Source organism: Roseisolibacter agri, from assembly GCF_030159095.1.
Lineage (GTDB): Bacteria > Gemmatimonadota > Gemmatimonadetes > Gemmatimonadales > Gemmatimonadaceae > Roseisolibacter > Roseisolibacter agri.
Genome location: NZ_BRXS01000001.1, coordinates 739,491 through 763,437, shown reverse-complemented (window position 1 = coordinate 763,437; position 23,947 = coordinate 739,491). Strand labels below are relative to the sequence as shown.

Below are 23,947 nucleotides of genomic sequence, written 5' to 3'. Positions count from 1 at the left end.
GCCCTCGGGAGGACGGCCCGTCGCCAAACTTACGGTGCGGCGCGGCGGGGCGTTGTGGCTGCCCCGCTGCCAGCTCCCGCCGCTACTTGTGCGGCTGGTCCTCGTGCGCCTGCAGGTTCCCCTTGATCGGGAGGTTCGTGAAGCTCAGGACCACCTGCCCCTGCGTGTTCCAGATCGTGAGCGACACGCGGTCGTTCGCCTTGCCGCCGGGCGATCCGTCACCGTCCACGAAGGTGAACGAGATCCGCGAGATCGCCTGGCCGTTCAGCGCGCCCTCGGCGGTGCCGAGGAAGGTGTCGAACGGCGCGTCCGGCTGGTCCGGGATCACGTTCGGATCGTCGAGGCACGTGGCCGTCTTGATCGGCTTGTCGAGATGCCACCGGTTGCCCGGCCAGTTGATCTCGATGTTGTTCGAGAGCGTGATGTCGCAGTGGATCGTGAAGCCGGTGCTGATCGTCAGCGTGCCCCCGTTGTTGGGCAGCGTGATCTCGATCTTGCCGCTGCCGCCCGTCATCCGCCCTTCCAGGCTGTTGACGAACGGGTTCGCGCTGCCGTTGGGCGACGCGATCGAGAGGTTCAGCGTCGAGACGAGGTCGCCACACTGCTCGGTGGGATCGAGCAGATAGCCGGCGGGCGCCGCCGTCTCCTTGATGCAGTAGCGGCCGAGCGGCAGCCCCGCAACGAGGAACTGGCCGTCGGCGGAGTTCGCGTCGGGCGCGACGTTGTCGGTCACGCTCAAGTCGGGCGTGCTCACGGCGGCGCCGAAGCGATCATGCGTCCGCCGCACGCGGAACGTCGCGCCCGCGAGATAGCGTGGCGGCGTCGCCGCGTCGATCTTCACCCAGCTCAGCGAGCCGGCGCTGTAGATCTTCCGCGCGTCGTCGCCGACCGCCGTGGCGAGCCCGGGGCCGGTGGAACGCGTGAGGCTCACCCCGTTCACGCTGAACGTGGTCGTCGCGTGGATGACGACCGTGCCGGCAGTCGGGCTGTTGATCGTCACCGTGCACGTGCCGCTGGTCGTCGTGCACGTGTTGCCGCCCACGAACGTCGCGGTCGCGCCGTTGCTGTTCGTGAGGCTGAGCGTCACGAGCGTGCCGTTCGGCGCCGGCCCGAAGCCGGTCACCGCGTCGCCACCACCCGTGTTCGCCGCCTTCTTGTCGTCCTGCTGCACCAGCGCGGTCAGGACGTGCGGCTCACCGATGCCGTTGGTGTCGTCCAGCGGCGAGATGGAGATGCGCGCGTCCGGCGACGCGTTGGTGAACACGACGTCGATCGTCGTCGCGCTCGCGGTGCCAGGCACCGCCACGCAGAAGAGCTCATGCCCCTGCCCGTCCGTGGTCGGCACGGCTGGCGTTCCACCCGTGACCCGCGGCGCGTTGACGCCGCCGACGGTGGCGGAGACCGGGGCGGAGCCCGCAAGGATCGCCTCGCAGGCCAGCAGCTGGACGTCGGTGCCGAGCGGGATCGCGAAGGTGGCGACCGTGGGGCGGAAGCCCGCGCCCACCCACTCGCCCTCGATCAGCTCGTAGACCGTGACGGGCCAGCCCGTGTAGGGCGCACCGTCGAGGATCTTCGAGATGCGGATGAACGGCGGATTCTCGACGACCTTGAAGTTGTCCGTCTTGACGAAGTTGCGCCCGGGATTCTTGAAGCCTGGGTCGGGCGCGTAGCCGATCAGCGTGCGCGGCGACGACGAGTAGACGCCCGCCGTCTGCGTGTTCAGGTTGCCGCCCTTTTCCAGATATGCCTTGAGCGGCGTGATCCACGCCTTGTAGACGCCGCCGTTGTTCGGCGTGTCGAAGAACGGCATCATCTGGACGGTCGTGCCGCCGCCCAGCTCCGTGTCGGCGTTCGTGTCGTGCTGGCCGGAGGCGCCCGCCGCGCCTTCCGGCGCGTCCTCGACATGGCAGGGATTGTTCTTGGTCGATCCCGACCCGCCCCACACGTCGGCGGCGGCGGGATCCTGCCCCGGGATGGACGCGACGGCCACCGTTCCCTTGATCACGCCGCCGTCCACCTGCACGACGCGGCAGCGTGCCGGGTCCTTGGAGAGCAGCAGCTTGCCCGGCGGATCGGTGATCTGGAAGACGTACAGCCCGTCGGGCAGCCCGGCCGCCTGCGAGTTGGCGTTGCGCGGGCCGCCGTCCAGGTAGACCTCGATCTTCTGCGTGTACTTCGTGTTCCCGTTGACGACGTCACCGTCCGGCGTGGTCGTGAAGATCGCGCCGTGGACCGGCGTGCCGGCGGTGTACTCGTCGGTGATCGATCCCGTCAGCACGCGCTGCGGCGCGTCCGACGGCGTGAGCTGCGGGGCGACGGTGTCGTCGCGACAGGCTACCGCGGCCGCCATCACGGCGACCGGGAGGAGCGCGAGCCATCGCATGCTCGACTTCATGTGCATCGTGTCGCCTCTCTGATGGTCGACTGCGTGAGGTCGATGGGCCGCGGCCGCGGAGTGGCGGGAGAGCCCGGCGCGGTGCGCGCTGGGCGGCGGTCGCGAGTGCGCGCACGACGCGCGAGGGCGGCACATGGCGTCCTCCGGCGAGGGACTGGGAACGCCGGCCCGGGGACGCAGACTCGCGCTTCGCTCCCGGCCGACGGATCGCTGCTGTGTAGCGACATCACGGCGTGCGCGTAGCGGCCGCGCGGCGGGGGATGGTTCGACCCGGCCGCTCGCCCCGGGCGACGTCGCCCGAGCACGAGCCGCGAGCGCTCGATCGTGGCGCGGCCGCGATGCGGCGAGGGGGAAGCGAGCGCGCTCGCTTCCCCCTCGGCCCTACCCTCGCCGTCCCGCCTGTGGGCCCACGGTGCGGCGAGTGCGGCACCGGGCCCGCAGCCCCGGTGCCGTCGATGCCGCCGTCACTGGCACAGCACCGTGTTGTGCAGGTTGTTCGCCGCGTCCAACAGCGTGTGCAGCGCGAGCAGCCTCGCCAGCCGCTGACCGGCGTCAACTTCGCTGTTGGCTGCGCTCCACTTACTCACCAGCTCCGACTGCGAGAATGGATACGCCGAGAGCGCGGTGGTGTTCAGGTAGCCCGCGATCAGCGACCGGGCCGCCTTGCGCGCCTCGTCATCCGTGCCGCCCGTGCCGACGATGCCGAGCATCGTCTCCCCGACCAACTCGGGCGCGGGCTCGAAGAAGCTGTTGAAGAGCGTGGTCTGGATGAACGGGTTGGTGCTCCCGTTCGTGATGCGCGGCGGGCCCCACTGCGGGTCGTTCACCGTGTTCCACAGGTCGATGCCGAAGCCACCCTGCCAGAAGCCCGGCGTGCACCCCTGGTTCGGCTGGTTCAGGAAGTCGAGGCCCGCGTTGAGATTCTGGCCCGACTGCAGCGTGAGGCTGTAGCCGATGCCCGGCAGCACCGGATCGTGCACCGACGCCAGCAGCGCGCCGCAGTCGATCGCGCCCGTCGTCGCGAGCGTCGGGAACCGCTGCACGAAGCCCGCCTTCTGCTCCTCGCACAGCCGGTACTGGCCCGGCGGCACGTTCGCGAAGGTGAACTGGCCGCTGCCGTTCGTGGTCGTGTGACGATGCACGGCCGCTCCGAGCCCGGTCGTCCCGAACAGGTGGATCGGCCAGGCCGCCAGCCCGACCTCGCCGCCGTCCTGCGTGCCGTTGCCGTTGGCGTCGGAGATCTTCACGCCCGCGATCGACCCGTTCTGGAAGTTGCCGAAGTCGTTGCCGGTGAAGCTCTGCGCCGACGCGCTGACGACGATCTGGTAGCCCTTCGCGCCGTAGGCCGGCGTGGCCGCGGGGCAGTCCGCCAGCGACTCGCCCGTGCCGAGCGTCGTGCCCGCGTTGGGCGCCGACTGCGCGTAGCCGTCCGGCAGCACCTCGCACACGAGGTACGTGCCCGGCAGGATGTTCGACAGCGTGTACGCGCCGTTGGCGTCGGTGACCGCCGACTGCACTGGGCTCCCACCGCTCAGCAGCTTGATCGTCACGCCCGCGATCCCGGGCTCACCGGCGTCGCGCGTGCCGTTGCCGTTCAGGTCGTGGTACTTGACGCCCGTCTTCGTGCTCGGCTGGTAGTTGCCGAAGTTGTTGTTCGCGTGCACGTCGGGCGCGCCCGGCGCGCCGGACACGATGGTGAACGTGTGCACGCCCGTGCCGCAGACGCCCGGCGGCGCGCCCGACGGGGTCGGGTACGACTGGTACCAGCCGGTGGGGCACGCCTCGGCCACCGTGTACGTCCCCGGCGGGAGCTGCGTGAACGTGTAGGCGCCGCCCGCCCCCGTCGTCGTGGTGCGGCTGACCGCGTTCCCCTTCCCGTCGGCGCCGGTGAGGTTGATCGTCCAGCCGGCGAGGCCTTCCTCGGTCGCCGTGTTCCACACGCCGTTGATGTTGCGGTCGTGGAACTTGTAGCCGCTCTTCACGCCGTACTGGAAGTTGCCGAACGCGATCTCGACGGTCGTGCCGGACGCGCCGACGGTCACGGGGATGCAGTAGTACGTGGTGCCGCCGATGGAGCGCGTCGTGGGCGCACCGGCCGCGGTGCCGTTCACCGTCGCGAACGAGAACACCCAGTCGGTGAGGCTCGCCTCGCAGACGGTGACCTGATCGCCCGGCACGAAGGTGCGCGTCGCCGGTGTCACGTCGAGGATCGGCGGGGCCTCGGTGCCGTCGCCGAGCGTCTCGATGAAGGCGACGCCCCAATCCGGCAGCGTCGGTTCGCCGGAATCGCGCACGCCGTCGCCATCGAGGTCGTTGACCTTCACGACGCGCAGGCGCGCCTCCTCCTGCACCTTGAAGTTGTCGGTCTTCTGGAAGTTGCGCGGCGGGCCGAAGCCCGGATCGGCCTGGTAGCAGCCCTGGCTGCACGGCTGCGCGTCGCGGCCGTTGATGCGCTTCAGCGGCTCGGTGAACGGATCGCTGACGCCCTTGCCCGTCGCCTTCGCGGCGTACTCGTCGATCTTCGAGATCCACGCCTTGTAGACGCCGCCCGGATTGGGCGTGTTGGCGTAGGGCATCATCTGCACGACGATCGCGCCGTTGGCGCCGTAGTCGACGTCGACGTTGGTGTCGTGCTTCCCGCTGCTGCCGGCGGCGCCCTCGGGCCCGTCGTTCGTGTGGCACGCGTCGCTGGCCGAGTGCTCGGTGAGCGTGCCGTCCGACGCTCGGTCGAGCAGCTTGACGATCACGCCATTCCGCACGCGGATCAGTCGGCACTCGGACTTGTCCTGCGACAGCAGGTACTTGCCCGACGGATCGGTGATCTGGAAGACGTAGTCGCCGTCGTCCAGGCCGGCCGCGGTCTGCGGGGAGCCGCCACGCGGGCCGCCGTCGAGATAGACCTCGCGCTTGTCGCGGTAGCGCACGTTCTCGTTCACGATCGAGCCGTCGGGCACCGTCGTGAAGATCGCGCCGGTGGGTCCGCCACCGCCGATCGCGAACGACGGTTGGACGGTCGGCGCGAGCGGGTCGCGCGCCGGCGCGCGCGGCGCGACGGTCGGGGTGTCGGCGCACCCCCATGCGAGACCGATGGTCGAGACAGCGAGGTAGCGAAGGGCTCTGCTCACGGATCCTCCCGGGTGGGGCGTACGAGCTCTCGCTCGGCGTGGCCTGCACGCCGGCTGCGCCTCGTCGCGCGCCCCATCGCTAGCGACGCCCGGCCGCGCGCGGAGGGGCGCCGCGCGCCCGGCATTCGTGCCCGGGCCGTTGCGCCTGGGCGGCGACGCGTGCGTGACGCGCGTCACCAACTGCCTGTCGCCTCGGACAGGCAGTAGTCGCGGCCCCGCTCGTGGCGCATGGCCGGGCGCGGACGTACGTCGGGGGGACGCGAACCGGGGCGGCGAGTCTGACTCGCCGCCCCGGCCGTACGATGCGCACGCGATCGCGCGGGCATCCGGTCAGGTGATGGTCAGCCGACCGTCCAGGCGATGACGGCGGGTCACACCCGTTGCCACGTTGAGAGTGACACCGGGTGCGACGCGCCGGCGATCACCGGAGACTCGCCGCGTGGTGCGCACGACGCTCTGCTCGAGCGCGTGCGAGGACGCGACCGCCTTTTCCATCGTGGTACTCGGTCCGCGGCTGGTGGCCACCCGCGTGATGCCCGGGGCAACGTCGAGCGAAGCGCTTCCCGAGGGCGCCACGACGCGGATCTGCCCGCTGTCGGAGACGGCGGTGAGCCCGCTGGCCGTGGCCCACGCGCGGTTGTCCAGGAGCTTGTCCTGACAGTTCTCGACGTTGATCGGGATCGGGGCGATGAAGTCCTTGATCTCCGAGGTGAACGCGTCCGACGAGCGGCTCTTCAGGTACGCCCGCCCGAACACCAGGCACGTCCCCGCCTGGAAGATCCCGGCGCCCTGCAGGTCGATCGCGGCCTCGCCGAAGGTCAGCGTGTCGAGCATGCGCGAGCCCGGCGCGATCGGATCCTGCACCTGCCCGATCGCCGGCGTGTTCGACGCGCCCGTGCCCGTCGGCGCCACCAGCGAGTCGACCTTGCCCCAGCACGGCACCGTGTTCGACGCCTGGCACACCGTCGCCGGGTTGCCCGTCTCCACCCAGCGGTGCACGCCCAGCGCGAGCGTGCCGCCGCCCTTCGACAGGTCGTACTTCACCAGCACGTCGCCCGCCTTGCGCGTCGGCGTCACGCCGTTGGCGCTCAGCGTCGTCAGCTGGTTGAGCTCGAAGTCCATGTTCGTCGTGCCCGAGGGCTGCTGCACGCGCTCCCACGCCAGGTAGAGGACGTCGTGCACCACGCCGCCGACGAGCACGCGGCGCGTCGTCAGGTAGAAGCGCTGCAGGTCGGCCTTGTTGTTCGGGATCGACCCGCTGACCACCGACGGCACCGGCGTGTCCTCCTTGGTGCCCTGGCCGAACGAGCTGTCGGCCGGCCCGGTGGGCGTGTCGATGTTGCAGTTGAGCTTCGGCGTCGTGCACTTGAGCAGCGTGTCGGGCAGCGTCGCCCAGTCGGGGCCCCCGTTGGAGGTGAGGTTGCCGTCGATCTCCAGCGCCGGCACCGCCGACGACGTCGGCGGCAGCAGGAAGTTCGTCGGCACCAACGCCGCCACCTTCACCACGAAGCTGTCGCTCGCCGCCAGCGTGCCGATGTTGCACTGCAGGATCTGCCGCGTGGGCGTGGTGGCGGTGACGCCCGTCGTCGTGCAGGCGGCCTGGTTGTCGGACCACGAGAGCCCGGCCGGGAGCGTGTCCGTCAGCGTGGTGCTGAACGCGGAGCCGCCGCCCGTGTTCTTCACCTTGATGGTGAACCGCGCCGAGTCGCCCGGCTGCACCGTGTAGCCCGTGTCCCCCGCGACCTTCGGCGTCTTCAGGATGCTGAGGGCCGGGCAGTTGAGGGTCACCGTGGCGGTGTCCTTCACGTCCGAGAGGCCGGTGGCGCGGCCCGTCGCGATGTTGCGGATGCCGTTGGCCGCGCAGCTCGTGCCGGCCGTGGTCGTCGCGTTGACGATCGCGCGGAGCGTATCGTTCTGCGCCAGGTCCTTCGGTCCGCACGTGAGCACGCTGCTGGCGATCCCGCAGGTCGCGTCGCTGGCCGCACCCAGCGTGTAGCTGACGCCCGTCACCTGCGGCAGCGTGTCGAGGATCCGCGCCCCGAACGCCGTGCCGGCCCCGGTGTTGGTGAGCACCACCGTCCACGAGAAGCTCTCGCCGGCGCTCTTCGTCTGCGAGGCGGGCGACTTGTCGATGGTGATGTTCGGGCAGTTGATGCGCACCTGCCCCGTGCCCGACCCCGAGCCGTCGTTGGAGGTCGTGAAGCGCGCGGTGTTCGTGATCAGCCCGCACGGCGTGGTCGCCGTGGTGGGCGCCGTCACGTGCACCGAGGCCGTGGTCGGCGTCGAGGTGGCCGCCGCCAGCGTGAACGGCGTGCAGGTCAGGACGCCACCGCTGATGGTGCACCCGGTGATCGTCGTGCCCGTGGCCGCCACGCTCCAGGTGAAGCCCGTGGGCAGCGTGTCGACGATCGCCACGTTCAGCGCGTCCGCGTTGCCGCCGTTCGTCACCGTGATCGTGAACCCGATCGGGTTGCCCGCATTGACGGTATCCGCGTCGGCCGTCTTGGTGATGCCGACGTTGGCGGTGCGCACGACGTCGCCCGACACGTTCAGGGCCTTGGCGCCGTTGCTGGAGCCGTCGAGCGTGATCAGCTTGACGTGGAACGGGGAGCCGGACTGGCCGGCGGCACCGTTGATCACCGGCAGGCCGTTGTTCTTCCAGTCGATCTCGCTGGCGAAGTGCATGCCCCACAGGAGCAGCACGTCGCTCTTGGTCGCCCGGAACCTGTACGTGACCGTCGCCTCGATGTCGCTGCTGTTGACCGCGTAGGTGACGTCGCTGATCGCCGGCGCGCCCAAGTTGTCGAAACTGCCGTTGTAGATCACCAGCGTCCTCGCGCCCGCGAAACGGGCGAACGCGGCCTGCAGCTTGGTGAGGTCGCTGGCGCTCAGGTTGATCGAGTTGGCTGCCGTCGGCGCGGGGAACGGCTCCTCGTCGAAGTCGAGCTGGTTGACGCCCGTGCCCACCGTCTTGAGCTGCCCGCCGCTGCAGAACGGCGTCATGACGGCCCCGTTGTCGAGGCACGGGTTCGCGCGGACCGTGCCGAGGGTCGCGTCGTAGCGCGCCTGGAAGTCGTAGTTCGCGTTGGTGACGCTCGACGACTTCTGGAAGCCGTACGAGATGACCAGGGTGTGAACGCCGTCGGCACCGGTGGTCGTCGCGTTCTTGATGACGAGCTTCTGCGCGATGACCTCGCCCTCGTTGTACTGGCTCTTCGAGGCGTTCAGGACGCTGTTGATGTAGTTGCAGGTGGGCGCGAGCGGATTGCCGTTCGCGCACTGCTGGAACGCGTTCTGGCTCGAGATGTCCGCCGAGGCCGCGAAGGACGGCGTGCCCGGAGTGAGCCGGGGAGCCGGCGGCGTCGGGGCGTCGGAACACGCGGCGGCCAGCGCGAGCGACGCGAGTGCGGCGCCGAGCCGCACGGTGGTGGGAAATCGGGTCATGACTGCCGTCTCCGAGGACCCTGAGGTCCTATGGCGGGGGAGTTCCTGCGGGGAAAGCGAGGCCGGACGGTCCCGGCGACGTGCGGCGGGGCGCGCGAGTGGGCGCGTGGGTGGGCGCGTGGGTGGGCGCGTGGGTGGGCACGCGGGCGGTGCGCGCGACGCCGCCACGAGACGCGACGCCATGCGGCTGCGGTCAGGCGTGCCCAGGGTGGCGCGTCTCATCACAGACCTCCTCGACGGCACGGGGGCCGACAGCCGAAGGCGGCGGCCGAGTGCTGGTACTGCGTCGGTTGGTCAGTAGCGGGGCCGTGCGACGTGCGGACGGGCCGTACGACGGCGGCGGCGCGGCCCCGGCGCGTTGCCCTGGCGTTTTCGTCCCGTACGTGGGCGCTGGGCGGTCGCGCGGGCGGCCGACGGCGCGGTTAGCGCGCGGTTAGCGCCGACGGCCCTCGCGCCGGCGGCGTTCGCGCCGACGGCGGATACGGACGCGACGTGGGGCGGCGAGCACTCGCTCGCCGCCCCACGTCGCGCGTCGATGGATGGCGCGCCGCGCACAGGCGGCGCGCCCCAGGTCAGGTATCGGTCGCGGTGCCCTCCGCCGGCGACGACGTCGTCGACGCCGGCACGACCGCGCCCGTGGCCTCCGTCGATCGTTCGACGCCGCGGCCACCGTGGCGCACCGACGCCGCGCGCACCGGCCATGCCTCGTCCGCGCTGCCGAGCACCGCCTCGACGCCCGTCGCGCGGTGCGCGACCACCGGGTACGCGGCCGGGTCGGGTCCGCCCAGGGTCACCGCGGCGACCGCGGTCACGGCGCTCGCGACCGCGGCCGGACCCGCGCCGCCACCGAGGCGACGCGCGACGGCCAGCTCACCGGTGCGCGTCGTGGGCAGCGACGCGGTGGCCTGCGCCGAGATCCGGATCCGCGCGGTGTCGGAGATGCCCGCGGCCGGGCTGAAGTTCGACGCCTTCACCCACGCCTGGTTGTTGATGAACCGGTCCGGGCAGTTCTCGACGTCGATCGGGATCGGGGCGATGAAGTCCTTGATCTCCGAGGTGAACGCGTCCGACGAGCGGCTCTTCAGGTACGCCCGCCCGAACACCAGGCACGTCCCCGCCTGGAAGATCCCGGCGCCCTGCAGGTCGATCGCGGCCTCGCCGAAGGTCAGCGTGTCGAGCATGCGCGAGCCCGGCGCGATCGGATCCTGCACCTGCCCGATCGCCGGCGTGTTCGACGCGCCCGTGCCCGTCGGCGCCACCAGCGAGTCGACCTTGCCCCAGCACGGCACCGTGTTCGACGCCTGGCACACCGTCGCCGGGTTGCCCGTCTCCACCCAGCGGTGCACGCCCAGCGCGAGCGTGCCGCCGCCCTTCGACAGGTCGTACTTCACCAGCACGTCGCCCGCCTTGCGCGTCGGCGTCACGCCGTTGGCGCTCAGCGTCGTCAGCTGGTTGAGCTCGAAGTCCATGTTCGTCGTGCCCGAGGGCTGCTGCACGCGCTCCCACGCCAGGTAGAGGACGTCGTGCACCACGCCGCCGACGAGCACGCGGCGCGTCGTCAGGTAGAAGCGCTGCAGGTCGGCCTTGTTGTTCGGGATCGACCCGCTGACCACCGACGGCACCGGCGTGTCCTCCTTGGTGCCCTGGCCGAACGAGCTGTCGGCCGGCCCGGTGGGCGTGTCGATGTTGCAGTTGAGCTTCGGCGTCGTGCACTTGAGCAGCGTGTCGGGCAGCGTCGCCCAGTCGGGGCCCCCGTTGGAGGTGAGGTTGCCGTCGATCTCCAGCGCCGGCACCGCCGACGACGTCGGCGGCAGCAGGAAGTTCGTCGGCACCAACGCCGCCACCTTCACCACGAAGCTGTCACTCGCCGCCAGCGTGCCGATGTTGCACGTGAGCAGCTGCCGACTGACGCCGCCGACCGTGATCGACGGGATCGGGCTCGGGCACTGGGTGCGGTCGTCCGACCAGGTCAGGCCCGCGGGCAGCGTGTCGGTGAGCACCGTGTTGAGCGCCGCGCCCGTCCCGGTGTTCTTCACCTTGATCGTGAAGCGCGCCGAGTCGCCGGGATTGACCAGGTAGCCCGGGTCACCCGTCGTATCCGGCGTCTTCTGGATCGTCAGGTTCGGGCACCGCACCGTGAGCGACGCCGACGCCGAGTCGGTGCCGTTGTTCGAGGTGGTCGCCCAGCCGCGGTTGTTCACGGTCCCGCAGCTGGCGAACGCGGTCCCGCTCGTGACGTGCACGCGCGCGCTGTCACTCGGCCCGAGCGTGCCGAAGTTGCACGTCAGGATGCCGCCGGCGATCGCGCAGCCGGTGGTCGAACCCGCGGCGTCGACGGACCAGCCGAGGCCCGAGTTCGTCGGAAGCGTGTCCTTGACCGTCACACCGGTCGCCGTTCCCGCGCCCGTGTTCTTCACGACCAGCCGGAATCCGATCTGGTTCCCCGCGCTGACGTTCGTCGAGTCCGCGACCTTGGTGAGGTCGAGGCTCGGGCAGAGGACCGTCGTCGTGTCGCGCGCTTCCAGCGACGCGTGATTGGTCGACGTCGCGGTCGCCACGTTCTCGTACGCCTTGCAGCTGGCCGACGTCGTGGAGCTGGAGACGTGGACGCTACGCGTCGCTCCCGCGCCGCTCGCCGCGAGGTCGCCGAAGGTGCAGTTCAGCGTCTGCGTGGGCGCGTTCCCCGTGATGCCGCAGCCGCTCACGGACGGGCTGATGCTCCAGCTCACGCCCGAGCCACCCGGCAGCGCGTCGTTCAGCGAGACGCCCTTCGCGACGCCCGGTCCGGCGTTGCTCACCGTGATCGTGAAGCCGATCGGGCTGCCCGCGCTCACGGTGGTGGAATCCGCCGTCTTGGTGAGCGTCACGTTCGGGCACTGCACGGTGACGGAGGCGCTCGCCGAGTCGGTGCCGTTGTTGCCGGTCGCCACCCGCCCCTTGTTGCTCACCGTCCCGCAGCTGGCGAACGCGGTCGAGCTGATGACGTGCACGCTCGCGCTGCCACCCGCCAGCAGGCTCCCGAAGTTGCACGTCAGGACGCCATTGGCGATCCCGCAGGCGGCATTGGTGGGGCTGATGCTCCACCCGAGCCCCGTGTTCGTCGGCAGCGTGTCGGTCAGCACCACGGCCGTGGCCGTACCCGCCCCGACCGCGTTGGTGACCGTGAGGGTGAAGCCGATCTGACTCCCGGCGCTCACCGGCGTGGAGTCCGCCGTCTTGGTGAGGTCGAGGCTCGGGCACTGCACCGTGATCGTGTCGGACGCCTGGACCGCCGCGTGGTTGGTGGCGTCCGCGGTGGCGGTGTTCGGATACGTCTTGCAGCTCGCCGCCGTCGTCGAGCTGACGATCCGCACGCTGACGGACGCGCCCGGGGCGAGCGTGCCGAGGGTGCACGCGAGGGTCTGCGTGGGCGCGCTCCCCGTGATGCCGCAGCCGCTCACGGCCGGGCTGATGGACCAGCTCACACCCGAGCCGCCGGGCAGCGGATCGTTCAGCGTCACGCCGGTCGCGGATCCGGTGGTCGCCGCGTTGCGGACCTGGATCGTGAACTCGAGCGACATGCCCGCGCTCACCGGGTCCTGCCCAGCGGACTTCGTGACCCGGAGGTCGGGGCAGTTCACGGCGATCGACGCGGTGGCCGAGTCGGCCCCGTTGTTGGTCGTCGTCACCTTGCCCTTGTTGCTCACCGTCCCGCAGCTGCTCGAGTCGGTCGGGCTGACGAGGTGGACCGTGCGCGTCGCCGCCGGCGCGAGATCGCCGAAGCTGCACGTGAGCGTGCCGCTGGCGATGGTGCAGCCGGAGACCGTCGGGGAGAGCGACCAGTTGAGCCCCGAGTTGGTCGGCAGCACGTCCGTCAGCGTCACGCCGGTCGCCGTGCCCTGGCCGTTGTTGGTGACCACCATCCTGAAGCCGATCTGGCTGCCCGCGCTGACGCTCGCCGAGTCGGCGACCTTGGTGATGTCGATGCTCGGGCAGAGCACGGTGGTCGTGTCGGATGCCTGCACGGCCGCGTGATTGCTCGCCCGCCCCCAGCCGCGGTTCGGGTACGCCTGACAGCTGGCGGACGTGGTCGGGCTGGTGACGCGCACGCTGCGGCTCGCGCCCGTACCGCTCGCGGCGAGGTCGCCGAAGCTGCAGGAGAGGACGTTGCCCGAGATGGCGCAGGTCGTGTCCGAGTGCTCGGTGTCGACGCTCCACACGATGCCGCCGCCGGTCGGCAGCGTGTCCTTCAGCGTGGCACCGATGGCGATGCCGGGCCCGAGGTTGTTGAGGGTGAGCACGAAGGAGATCGGGTTGCCGGCGCTCACCGCCGTGTCGCCCGCGACCTTGACCAGGTTCAGGTTCGGGCACTGGACCGTGAGGGTGATCGTGGGGCTCGCCCCGCCGGTGCCGCCGAGCCGCGCGGTGTTGGGGAAGCTCCCGCACGACGTCGCGGGCGTCACCGTCCCCGTGAAGCTGGCGGAGACCGTGAACTCCCTGAACGTGCCGGCGGCGACCGTGAGGGGCCCGCAGGTGAGGATCCCGCTCGCGATCGCGCAGCCGGCGCTCGGCGTGCTGAACGTGTAGCCGGTGATCACCGGCAGCGTGTCGACGATCTGCACGTTCGCCGCGTCGCCGTCGCCGCTGTTGGTGGCGCGGATCGTCCACGAGAACGCCTCGCCGACGCTGATCGTGTCGTCGCTGACGGACTTGCCGAGCGTGACGTTCGCCTGCGGCACGACGACGCCGCCGGAGACGTTGTTGCCCAGCGCGCCGACGCCCGTGCCGTCGATGCTGTCCACCTTGATGTGGAACGGCGAGCCGCTCTGCCCGGCGCCGCCGCCGTAGCCGACCAGCTGCCAGTCCTGGAGTCGCGCGAAGTGGGCGCCGAACGCCATCAGCACGTCCTTCTGCCGCGCGCGGAACCGCACGGTCATGGTCGCGGTCACGTCGCTGCCGCCGACGTTGTACGTCACGTTGTCGACGCCGACGCCGACGCCGCCGAAGACGTCGATCTCGAGCTTCCCGCCCTTGGCGAGGTAGCGCGTCAGCGCGGAGTCGAGCGCCGGGCGCAGGGCCGTCAGATTTCCGGTCAGGCCGCTCAGGAAGACCGTCTTGCCGATCGAGATCGTCGTGTGCCTCGCCGCGACCGCCGGGCTGCTCTGATCGGTGTACGGCGGGCTTGGCTGCCCGTACGTGGGCAGCAGCGTCCCGGCGGGCGTCCCCGGCGCGCAGTAGACGTTGTTCACCGGCGAGAAGTCCGCCGAGCAGAGGTTCGCCCGGACGCCCTCCGTCTGGTTGAACTTGCCGATGAAGTCGTAGTTGCCGTTGGTCGCCTTGTTGAAGCCGTAGGTGAAGGTGACCTTCCGGACGGTGTTCGTATCCGGCGCGACCTGCTTCTTGCCCTGGATGTCCACGACGTGGATGGCGAAGCGGAACGGGATCAACTCGCCTTCCCGGTACGTCGCCTTGCCGGGGTTGAGGACGCTGTTGATCCACTCGCACGGGATCGCGTCGTTGCGCCCGTTGTTGGCGCACTGCTGCCAGTCCGAGCTCTGGCTGCCGGCACTGACGAACGCGGGCGCGTCGCGCGGCTCGAGCGGGGCGGGACCGGAGCGGTCTCCGCACGCCGCCAGCAGCGCGAGAGACGCGAGCGCGGCGATCGACCGTGCCGCGACGGTGGTTCGTGACATGGGTGGCGTTCTCCGCGAGACCAGGACGGTCCCGAAGCCGAGGGAGGCACTGCGGCGATCACGAGGGCCGGATCTGCGGTCCCGGCGAACTGCGGAGCGCTGGCGTCACACCCGCGGGGGCGTCACGCACACGCACGGTCGGAGGGGCACGCGCGCCACGGCGGCGGTCGACTCCACGGATGCGCGCACGCGTGCACGGCGAGGCTCCGTCGGTGGGGGTCGCGTTGCGCGACCAGGGGGAGGGCGGGGCGACGAGGAGGGCGACGGCGCGCATGAGCGTGGCGTCGCGCGTTCTGTAGCCGCCCGGGCCGCATCGCGGATGGGCCGCGCGGCCCCCTCGTCCCGGCAGGGGCGCGCGCTCCCGGGCCGATCGCCCCGCGCGCCGCCGCGCCGCCTACGGCCGTCGTTCGGCGGCACCCACGTCCCGCGGTTACGTCGCGGTTACCGCGCGGTTATCGCGAGCGGTGTACGCGCGTCGTGCGCGCGTGGTGCGCGCGGCGATCGCGCGGCGATCGCGCGGCGATCGCGCCTGCGCGCATGCGTGCGTGCCGCGTCGCATGCACGCGTCGCGCACCGACGATGCATGACGGAATGAACACATCGTCAGGGGACGATCGTCCCTTCCGCAAAGCTCTTGCGTCGTCACACGCCCACTCATATACAGGGGCGCGCACCGCGCGATGTCGCGTCGGGACGCGCGTGCCCACCCGACGGCTGCGGCGCGCAGCGCGCGACGTGACGCGCTTCCTGCGCATCACGCGCGCATCAGCTCCCGCCGTCCGGAGGTTCCTGTGCCCTTCTGGTCGGACTGGCTACACACGGTCACGCAGCGCGCCCTGCTCGTCCGGCCGCCGCCGCCCACCGCGTCCGATCGCTTCGAGCCACGCGAGGACCCACACGAGGACCCGCGCGACCCGCCGCGCGACGCAGCACCCGACGAGCCGCGCGTCGACGAACGCGTCGACGAACGCGTCGACGAACACGAACGCGACGAGCCACGGCCCGCGCTGCGCCGGCGGTCGGTCGCACGCACGGACGAGCGATCGGCGGTGGCGATCGCCGACCACGCGCCCGCGCCAGCGGCGAGGGGAGACGCGGTGCTCGTCGCACTGCTGCCCGCGCGCGAGCCGTCCGACGGGTTCGCCGGCGACGCGGTGGCCCAGTGGCACGCGCGGCTCTACGACCTCCTCGCCGACGGCATCATGCTCTTCGATGCGCAGGGCGAGACCGCGTATCGGAACGCGGCGGCCGCGGCCCTCACCGACGACGACGGACACCAGATCCTGCGCGAGGCGCGCGCGCTCGCCCTCACGGTGACGCTGCCGGTACCGGACGTGGGCCGCCGCCCCGCCGGGCGCGACGCGGCGCGCGAGGTCACCCTCGGCGCGATCCACTTCCGGCTCTCCGCCGTGATGGTCCCGTCGTCGCTCCCGCGCGCCAGCCTGCCGCCGCTGGCGGGCGAGCCGGCGGTGCTGGTCACCATCACCCGGACCTCCCCTGCCCTGCCGTCGCCGACGGTGCTGCGCCGGCGCTTCCAGCTCACCGCGCGCGAGGGCAGCGTCGCGCTGCTGCTGGCGGAGGGGCGCAGCAACGCCGGCATGGCGCGCCGGCTCGGCATCAGCGAGAACACCGTGCGCCACTACATCGAGACCGTGCTCCTCAAGCTCGACGTCCCGTCGCGCGCGGCCGTGGCCGCGGCGCTGCTCGGGGTCTACGAGCACACCGACGAGCACGCGGTGCCACGGACGCGCAAGCCGTCCGTCGCCGACTGACCCGCGGATGCGCGACGGGCCGCCTCGATCGAGGCGGCCCGTCTTCGTCGGCGATGCGACGCGATCAGCGGTGCGCGCAGCGCGTGCTCAGAGCTTCACCAGCTCCACGCGACGGTTCTTCTGGCGACCCGCCTCGTCGGCGTTCGGCGCGACGGGCTTGGTCGACCCGAAGCCCTTCGCCTCCAGGCGCGCGGCGTCGACGCCGTGCTTGGTCACCAGGTAGGCCTTCACCGCCGCCGCGCGCTTCTGCGACAGCGTCTGGTTGGCCGCCGGCTGCCCGACGTTGTCGGTGTGGCCCTCGATCGCGAGGCGCATGTCGGCGTGCTTCACCAGCATCTCGCCGATCTGGCCGAGGACCGCGTCGGACTCCGGCCGCAGGCGGTCGGAGTTCGTGTCGAAGAAGATCCCCTCGGCCGTCACGCGCCCCGACTCCTCGAGCGCCTTGTACAGGTCCTTGCCGCCGGCCGCGAGGCGGATGTTGCCGATCAGCACCGGGTAGTCCGCGCTGGCGCGCACGAGGAAGGTGATCTTGTTGGAGCGGCCGAGGTCCGCGTTGGGGGCGTTGGCGACGCGCACGCCGTCCATGTAGACCTTGGCGTACTTCCCGTCGACCATCAGCTGCACCTTGAAGACGTGCGTCTCGCGATTCGGGTTCTTCACCTGCGTGAGCGCCGAGAAGCTGCCCGGTCCCTCGAGACCGCCCTGGTCGGTGCTGAACTGGAGGTAGTTCCGCTGGTCGCGCTCGGGGGTGAAGTAGACGTACTGGCCCCAGCCCGACACGGGCTTGAGGTCGAACTCCAGCGTGTACTGCTCGGGGAGCATCTCGGGGAGCGGGACGTCGAACTCGCCGTAGCTCACCGCGCGCAGGAAGCGCTTCCCGCCGATCTCGGCGACTTCCATGTTGCCGCTCTTCAGCTCGAAGCGGCGCGGGAAGTCCCCGATCTCGTCCCGCGAGAAGTCGGTCGCGAAGAGGACGCGGGTGCCGGGCGTGAAGTCCGCGCCCGAGTTGATCTTCGCCGGGGCGGCCGTGGCGTCGTCGGCGCTGGTGCTCACGCTCTTCCGGACGGGCGTGCTCTCCTCCGACGAGGCGGCCGGGGCGGCCGACGGCGGCGGGGTGTCGGCGGTCTTCTTGTCGATCTCCTTCTCGAGCTTCTCCTTGGCGCGCTGCTTGGCGCGCTGGAGGATGCTGCCCTGGGCCTGGGCGGCCGGGGCGGCGAGCGTCAGCGCGGCCAGGAGGGCCGCGGCGGTCGTGGCGGGACGGAGGGAACGCATCGGGATCGGTGCGGCTGAACGGCTGGAACGGTGGAATCCCCGGAGTGGGGGCGATCTAGGGTGTCAGCCGATGGCCGACTCGTCAATGGTGCATACGCACCCCTCGACTGGAGGGTGTCAGGGCCGGCCGGCTATCTTGGGAGGGTCTTCACCCGTCCCCTTCCGAATCCGATGGCCACCTCGACCCGACCCGCTCGCCGTGCCGCGGCCGGCAGCGCCCCCGCGGGCGCGCCGCCGCTGAGCCGCGAGCAGCTGCTCGCCGCCTACCGCACGATGCTCCTGTCGCGCCGCATCGACGACAAGGAGGTCCAGCTCAAGCGCCAGAACAAGATCTTCTTCCAGATCTCGGGCGCCGGCCACGAGGCGGTGCTGACGGCGGCCGGCTTCGTCTTCCGGTCGGGCTACGACTGGTTCTACACGTACTACCGCGACCGCGCGCTCTGCCTCTCCCTCGGCATGACGGCGGCCGAGATGCTCTACTCGGCCGTCGGCGCGGCCGCCGATCCGGCGTCGGGCGGCCGGCAGATGCCCAGCCACTGGGGCCACAAGGCGTACAACATCGCCAGCTCGTCCTCCCCTACCGGCACGCAGTTCCTCCAGGGCGTCGGCGCGGCGGAGGGCTCGCTCCGCGCGAAGCTGCTCGGCCTGACCGAGGGCTTCCACGAGGACGAGGTGGTCTTCGTCTCGACCGGCGACGGCACCACCAGCCAGGGCGAGTTCTGGGAGTCGCTGAACACGGCCAGCAACCTGAAGCTGCCGGTCGTCTACTTCGTCGAGGACAACGGCTACGCGATCTCGGTCCCCGTCGAGGTGAACACGGCGGGCGGCTCGATCTCGAAGCTGGTCGAGAACTTCCCCGACCTGCACATCGAGCGCGTGGACGGCTGCGACCTGCTGGCCAGCTACGAGGCGGTGTGGCGCGCCGTGCAGCACGCGCGCACGCGCCAGGGCCCGGCACTGGTGCACGCGAAGGTCATCCGCCCGTACTCGCACTCGCTGTCGGACGACGAGACGCTCTACCGCCCGCAGGAGGAGCGCGACGAGGACGCCCGCCGCGACCCGGTCACGAACTTCCCGAAGTGGCTGGTGGCCGAGGGGCACGCGACCGAGCAGGAGATCGCGGACATCGTCGCCAGCGTCGATGCCGAGGTGCTGGCGGCCACGGACGACGCGCTGGCGCAGCCGCAGCCGGATCCGAGCACGGTCTACCAGTACGTCTACTCGCCCGACGTCGACCCGACCGGCGAGTCGTTCGACACGGAGGACGACCCGCAGTTCTCGGGCGGCGACACGACGATGATCGACCAGATCAACGCCGTGCTGAAGGACGAGATGCGGCGCAACGAGCGCATCGTCGTCTTCGGCGAGGACGTGGCCGACGTGTCGCGCGAGCAGTACCTGGGCAAGGTCAAGGGCAAGGGCGGCGTCTTCAAGGCGACGCACGGCCTGCAGACGGAGTTCGGGTCGGCGCGCGTGTACAACTCGCCGCTGGCCGAGGCGAACATCATCGGCCGCGCGATCGGGCTGGCGCACCGCGGGTTCAAGCCGGTGGTCGAGATCCAGTTCTTCGACTACATCTGGACCGCGTACATGCAGCTGCGCGACGAGCTGGCGACGATGCGGTGGCGCTCGAACAACGCGTTCAGCGCGCCGGTCGTGGTGCGGACGACGTACGGCGGCTACATCCGCGGCGCGATCTACCACTCGCAGACGGGCGCGTCGCTGTTCACGCACTGCCCGGGGCTGCGCGTGGTGTGCCCGAGCAACGCGCTCGACGCGGCGGGGCTGCTGCGCACCGCGATCCGCAGCGAGGACCCGGTGATCTTCCTCGAGCACAAGCACCTCTACCGCCAGACGTACAACAAGGGGCGGTATCCGGGGCCGAACTTCATGATCCCGTTCGGCAAGGCGCGCGTGGTGCGCGAGGGGACGGACGTGACGGTGGTGACGTACGGCGCGACGGTGCAGCGCGCGCTGGCGGCCGCCAACCAGATCGCCGAGGAGCGCGGCATCAGCGTCGAGGTGATCGACCTGCGCACGCTCTCACCGTGGGACCAGGAGACGGTGTACGCGTCGGTGAAGAAGACGTCGCGCGTGATCGTCGCCTACGAGGACTCGATCAGCTGGGGCTACGGCGCGGAGATCGCGGCGCGCATCGCGGACGACTGCTTCGCGTGGCTGGACGCGCCGGTGAAGCGCGTGGCGAGCACGGACACCTTCGTCGGCTACGCGCCGAGCCTGGAGGACGCGATCCTGCCGCAGGTGGAGACGTTCCGGCAGGCGTACGAGGAGCTGGCCGCGTACTGAAGCGCGACGGCCTGCGGATCCTTGAACGGCGAACGGCAATGCAAGGATGCAAGCCTGACAAGATCTGATAAGAGCGGATGGCTCCGGTGGAGGGCGACTGACGTCGCACCACGCGGAGCCATCCGTCGTTATCAGACCCTTTCAGATTTTCATCCTTGCTGCCGTTGCCGTTCGGGTCCGGCGCGCCCGACCCCTGTGGCTTTTGGAGCGGGATGCGGATGCTCCGGATCGAAGCGGATCTGACGGATCGCTCCGCGTGGCGCGACGTCCCCTGCACCCGAGTGGAGCGATCCGAACGATCCGCTCCGATCCGACGCATCCGCATTCCTCCCGAGTGGTTCGGGCACGCCGGACGCGACGTCGGCCGCCGAGGGCACGGAGCAGGATCCTCACCCCGCAGCGCCTCAGAACGCCGTCGCCAGCACCGTGATCGGCGGCGCCGTCACCCAGTCGCGCACCTGCTGGTAGACGCCCGCGTCCTCCTTCAGCTGGCTGTGCGTCAGGCACGCCGTCGTCGTGTTGCTGGCGCCGACCAGCGACGGGCTCTCGCGCGGGTTGATCACCTCGTCGCACGGCGAGCGCCAGGTCGCGTAGCGCGAGAACGTCCCCCACGTCTCGTCGTCCTGATTGAGCGTGCCGAGGAAGCCGGAGCCGGGCGCCATCTCCTGGCAGGCCGCCTGCGAGAGGCACAGGTAGGCGCTCGTGGTGCCGTGGTTCGGGCCGCCCAGCGAGACCAGCGCGTCGACCTTCCCGTCGCCCTTGAGGAAGCGCACGTAGTAGCGCGCCGACAGCGCGCCCATCGAGTGCGTGACGATCGCCACGCGCGGCGCGCCGGTCGCCAGCCGGATCGAGTCGACCTTCGTCGCGATCAGCGCCGCCGTCTCGGCGTTCGAGCGCGACGTCGGGTACGAGAAGGTCGACAGCTGCGCATCCGTCCAGCCGTCCCGCTTGAAGCGCCCCACCATCGTCGTCCACGTGGCGGCGCTGCTGTTCCAGCCGTGCACGAACAGGATCGGCGTGCGCGTGGGCTGCGGCTTGCGCCCCGCGAGGCGGCCGCCGGGCGCGCCCGGGCCGGTGATCGGATCGGCGCAAGCGCCGAGCAGCAGGAGCGCGGGCAGGACGACGGCGGGCAGACGCGGGACGCGCATCGGGCACCTCGGGACGCGAAGTCGGGCGAGCGGGGGTCGCGAACATGCGACGCTCGGGCACGCCCCGCAATCGCGCGCGACGTGCTGCGACGTGCTGCGACGCGCACGCGCGCGTGAATGGACCGTCACGCGATCGCCACGCGTTCGCATGCGCGAGCCGCGTCGCGCGTGAACTGCTCGTCATCGAGCACGCGCCCTATGGCGCAGCGTGACGGACCTCACAATAATTGCCGCGCCGCACGTGCACGCCGGCTCGCTCACGGTTCGTCGACCGCGATCGCTCGCATGCTCTACCTGCGCACCTTCGGACGGCTCACCATCGAGCGGGACGGCCACGCGCTCGACGGTGCCGCGCTTCGCCGACGTCCGCTGACGCTCCTCGCGTTCGTCGCGTCGCACGGCGACGTGGGCGTGTCGCGCGAGTGCGTGCTCGCCGCGTTCTGGCCCGCGAGCGACGCCGCGCACGCGCGCAACAGCCTGAAGCAGTCGATGTTCGCGCTGCGGCGCGAGCTCGGCGTCGACGTGCTGGTGCCCGGCTCCGCGACGCTGCGCGTCGATCGGCGCGTCCTGGCGGTCGACGCGCTCGACCTGGCCGACGCGCTGGACCGCGACGACCTCCCCGCCGCGCTCGCGCTCTACCAGGGCCCCTTCCTCGACGGCGTGCCGATGTCGGGCCGGCCCCACCTCGAGCGGTGGGCGGAGCGCGAGCGCGAGCGATTCGCGTACGCGTGCGGCCGCGTGCTCGAGACGATGGCCGCGCGCGCGACGGCATCCGGCGACCGCGCGGCCGCCATCGCGGCGTGGCGCCGGCGCGCCGCGCTCGATCCGCTCAGCGGGCAGGCGGCCGCGGGGCTGATGCGCGCGCTGCGCGACGCGGGCGACACGACCGCGGCGCTCGACCACTGGCGCGTGCACGACGTGCTCGTGCGCACGGAGCTCGGTGTCGCGCCCGACCCGCAGGTCGTCGCGCTGGCGGAGGCGCTGCGTGCGCCGGCGCCGGTGCGCGCCAGCGATCGCACGCCTTCGGTCCCGCGACCCGACGGCCGCCGGTGGCGTCCGCGGCGGCACGTCGCGGGCGGCATGGTCGTCGGCATCGTCGCAGCGCTGGTGGCGACGGCGGCGGTGCGCGTCTCGGCCGGCCCCGTCCTGCCGCACGCCGAGGCGTACGCGCTGCGCGTCGCGGTGCTGCCGTTCACCGTGCGCGGCATGCCGGCCGACGCCGATGCGTCGCTCGGCCAGGGCGTCGCGGACCTCGTGAGCGGCGCGGTGCACGACGCGGACGGGTGGAGCGCGGTGCCGCCGACGGCGCTGCTCGCGGACGAGGTGGTGAGCGCGCGCCCCCGCCTGACCGCGCGGGAGTCGCGCGACGTGGCGCGTCGCTTCGGCGCCGGGCGGTTCATCCTCGGCGACGTCGTGCGGGACGGGGCGCGGCTGCACCTCGCCGCCTCGCTCCACGACGCGGATGGCCGCGTGCTGGCGCAGGCGCACACGACGGCGGCCGACGGGCAGCTCGGCGAGGCCTGCGCGGCGATCGCGCGGGCGCTGCTCGCGCCGCGTACGCCGGAGACGCGCGCGCCACGCTGACCGGCGGTGTGTGGGCCCGCGACGCACGCGGGGTGCTCCCGGCCGGGAGCACCCCGCGAATCGTCTCCGGGTGCGTCGATGCGCGAGGAGCTCAGGGCTTCTTGCGCCCCAGGATGCCGCGGATGCCCGCCTTCACGCCCTCCTTCTTGATCTCGTCCTTGATGCTCGGGCCCTTCGCGGTGTCCGTCTGCACGGCGGGCGTGGCGGTCGCGCTCTCGCCGGCGCGCGCGTTGGCGGCGCGGATCGAGTCGCCGATGCCCGCGAACACCTGCCCCATGTCGACGACCGCGTAGCTCTCCGGCCAGGTGAAGATCGACGCGTCCATGCTCGCGTTCTTCAGGTCGACGATCTCCATCGTCGTCGTGTCGGTCTCGGTCTTCTTGCCGTCGTTGTGCGTGGCGACGACGACCGACTTCAGCGCGAGCCCGCCCTTCGTCTCCTTCATGAACCTGTCCATCTGCGCGGCCAGCTCGGCGTTCGTCACCTTGATGCCGGAGCCGAACGCCTTCGCCCACTTCTGCATCGCCCGCGCGTCGACGCCCTTCACCTCGGACGCGATCCACTGGTCGGTGACCGACTCCTCGGTGGCGGAGCGGCGCATGCCCATGACGCGCATCTCGATCGTGTACTTCTGCGTCAGGCGGAACTTCCGCGTCCTGTTGCCGAGGATCGTCTCGCCGGGCCCGAGGTCCTCGTAGGAGAAGCTCTGGTCCTTGAACGCGAGCTTCAGCATCGGGCTGTTGAGCATGGCGCCCATCCCCGAGCCGAGGGTGGCGGCGTCCATGACCATCACCTGCTTGTCCTTGGCGTTGACGAGGGCGATCCGCTCGTCGTTGCCGCGGATGACCATGTACCCGTCCTTCCCCAGCATCGGGTTCACGCCGTCCGTGTAGTCCATCCGGATGTTGCCGTCCGCCATCCGGATGGTGGACAGGTAGGTGAACGGCGGGGCGCCCTTCTGGTCCTTGCGCGAGCTGGAGACCTTGTAGCTGAAGGTCACGCCATCGACGAGGAGCGCGGGGCGCGCGGCGGCGGCGGCACCGACGACGAGCGTGGCGCCGAGCACGGCGAGCGTGCGGCGTCGCGCGGAGGCTGCGAGGCGGAGCATGGCGGCACTCCTGATGTGGGGAGGGACCCGGTGACCCGCCGATACTACCACCCGCCGCCCGGACGGCAAGCAGTCCGGGCCGGCGGGCCGACGGATGTCGGCCGCGGGTCAGCGGCGGGT

Annotated in this window: 11 protein-coding genes; 3 read left to right on the top strand and 8 right to left on the bottom strand. The window is 71.3% G+C overall.

Going from position 1 to position 23,947, the window contains the following annotated elements:
• Positions 1 to 82 precede the first annotated feature (82 nt).
• The 5 genes from rosag_RS03045 to rosag_RS03025 all read right to left on the bottom strand — a co-directional run bounded on the left by rosag_RS03045 (position 83) and on the right by rosag_RS03025 (position 15,703).
• Complete coding sequence (locus tag rosag_RS03045) at positions 83 to 2,395, bottom strand: SpaA isopeptide-forming pilin-related protein (protein WP_284348549.1); 2,313 nt, start codon at positions 2,393 to 2,395, stop codon at positions 83 to 85.
• Positions 2,396 to 2,859: 464 nt separating this feature from the next.
• Positions 2,860 to 5,520 (bottom strand): SdrD B-like domain-containing protein, encoded by a 2,661-nt coding sequence (locus rosag_RS03040; RefSeq protein WP_284348548.1) that lies wholly within the window; start codon positions 5,518 to 5,520, stop codon positions 2,860 to 2,862.
• Positions 5,521 to 5,850: 330 nt separating this feature from the next.
• Positions 5,851 to 8,964: a hypothetical protein gene (locus rosag_RS03035; RefSeq protein ID WP_284348547.1), complete on the bottom strand. Its 3,114-nt coding sequence runs from the start codon at positions 8,962 to 8,964 to the stop codon at positions 5,851 to 5,853.
• Between the two features lie 572 nt (positions 8,965 to 9,536).
• Entirely contained in the window at positions 9,537 to 14,636 is a 5,100-nt protein-coding gene (locus rosag_RS03030) for a hypothetical protein (RefSeq protein WP_284348545.1), read from the bottom strand.
• Positions 14,637 to 15,448: 812 nt separating this feature from the next.
• Positions 15,449 to 15,703: a hypothetical protein gene (locus tag rosag_RS03025; RefSeq protein ID WP_284348544.1), complete on the bottom strand. Its 255-nt coding sequence runs from the start codon at positions 15,701 to 15,703 to the stop codon at positions 15,449 to 15,451.
• A 30-nt stretch (positions 15,704 to 15,733) separates the two neighbouring features.
• Here rosag_RS03025 and rosag_RS03020 point away from each other — a divergent pair, with 30 nt between their 5' ends.
• Positions 15,734 to 16,408 carry a helix-turn-helix transcriptional regulator gene (locus rosag_RS03020; protein ID WP_284348543.1) on the top strand — a complete coding sequence of 225 codons (675 nt, stop codon included), beginning with the start codon at positions 15,734 to 15,736 and terminating at the stop codon, positions 16,406 to 16,408.
• Positions 16,409 to 16,495: 87 nt separating this feature from the next.
• On the opposite strand, the gene rosag_RS03015 is transcribed toward rosag_RS03020, so the two are convergent.
• The gene (locus rosag_RS03015) at positions 16,496 to 17,680 is read right to left on the bottom strand and encodes an OmpA family protein (protein ID WP_284348542.1); all 1,185 of its coding nucleotides are present in this window, start codon (positions 17,678 to 17,680) and stop codon (positions 16,496 to 16,498) included.
• A 171-nt stretch (positions 17,681 to 17,851) separates the two neighbouring features.
• Here rosag_RS03015 and rosag_RS03010 point away from each other — a divergent pair, with 171 nt between their 5' ends.
• Complete coding sequence (locus rosag_RS03010) at positions 17,852 to 19,987, top strand: alpha-ketoacid dehydrogenase subunit alpha/beta (protein WP_284348541.1); 2,136 nt, start codon at positions 17,852 to 17,854, stop codon at positions 19,985 to 19,987.
• 404 nt (positions 19,988 to 20,391) lie between these two features.
• On the opposite strand, the gene rosag_RS03005 is transcribed toward rosag_RS03010, so the two are convergent.
• Positions 20,392 to 21,135: an esterase/lipase family protein gene (locus tag rosag_RS03005; protein ID WP_284348540.1), complete on the bottom strand. Its 744-nt coding sequence runs from the start codon at positions 21,133 to 21,135 to the stop codon at positions 20,392 to 20,394.
• 285 nt (positions 21,136 to 21,420) lie between these two features.
• On the opposite strand from rosag_RS03005, the gene rosag_RS03000 reads away from it, so the two are divergent.
• Complete coding sequence (locus tag rosag_RS03000; protein WP_284348539.1) at positions 21,421 to 22,719, top strand: BTAD domain-containing putative transcriptional regulator; 1,299 nt, start codon at positions 21,421 to 21,423, stop codon at positions 22,717 to 22,719.
• Positions 22,720 to 22,810: 91 nt separating this feature from the next.
• Here rosag_RS03000 and rosag_RS02995 read toward each other — a convergent pair whose 3' ends face one another.
• Positions 22,811 to 23,827, bottom strand: a complete 1,017-nt coding sequence (locus rosag_RS02995; protein ID WP_284348538.1) for a hypothetical protein — start codon at positions 23,825 to 23,827, stop codon at positions 22,811 to 22,813.
• Positions 23,828 to 23,947 lie beyond the last annotated feature (120 nt).

Coding starts and splice junctions, on each gene's coding strand:
- rosag_RS03045 (WP_284348549.1), bottom strand. CDS start 2,395: ATGAAGTCGAGCATGCGATGGCTCGCGCTCCTCCCGGTCGCCGTGATG.
- rosag_RS03035 (WP_284348547.1), bottom strand. CDS start 8,964: ATGACCCGATTTCCCACCACCGTGCGGCTCGGCGCCGCACTCGCGTCG.
- rosag_RS03030 (WP_284348545.1), bottom strand. CDS start 14,636: ATGTCACGAACCACCGTCGCGGCACGGTCGATCGCCGCGCTCGCGTCT.
- rosag_RS03015 (WP_284348542.1), bottom strand. CDS start 17,680: ATGCGTTCCCTCCGTCCCGCCACGACCGCCGCGGCCCTCCTGGCCGCG.
- rosag_RS03010 (WP_284348541.1), top strand. CDS start 17,852: ATGGCCACCTCGACCCGACCCGCTCGCCGTGCCGCGGCCGGCAGCGCC.
- rosag_RS03005 (WP_284348540.1), bottom strand. CDS start 21,135: ATGCGCGTCCCGCGTCTGCCCGCCGTCGTCCTGCCCGCGCTCCTGCTG.
- rosag_RS03000 (WP_284348539.1), top strand. CDS start 21,421: ATGCTCTACCTGCGCACCTTCGGACGGCTCACCATCGAGCGGGACGGC.
- rosag_RS02995 (WP_284348538.1), bottom strand. CDS start 23,827: ATGCTCCGCCTCGCAGCCTCCGCGCGACGCCGCACGCTCGCCGTGCTC.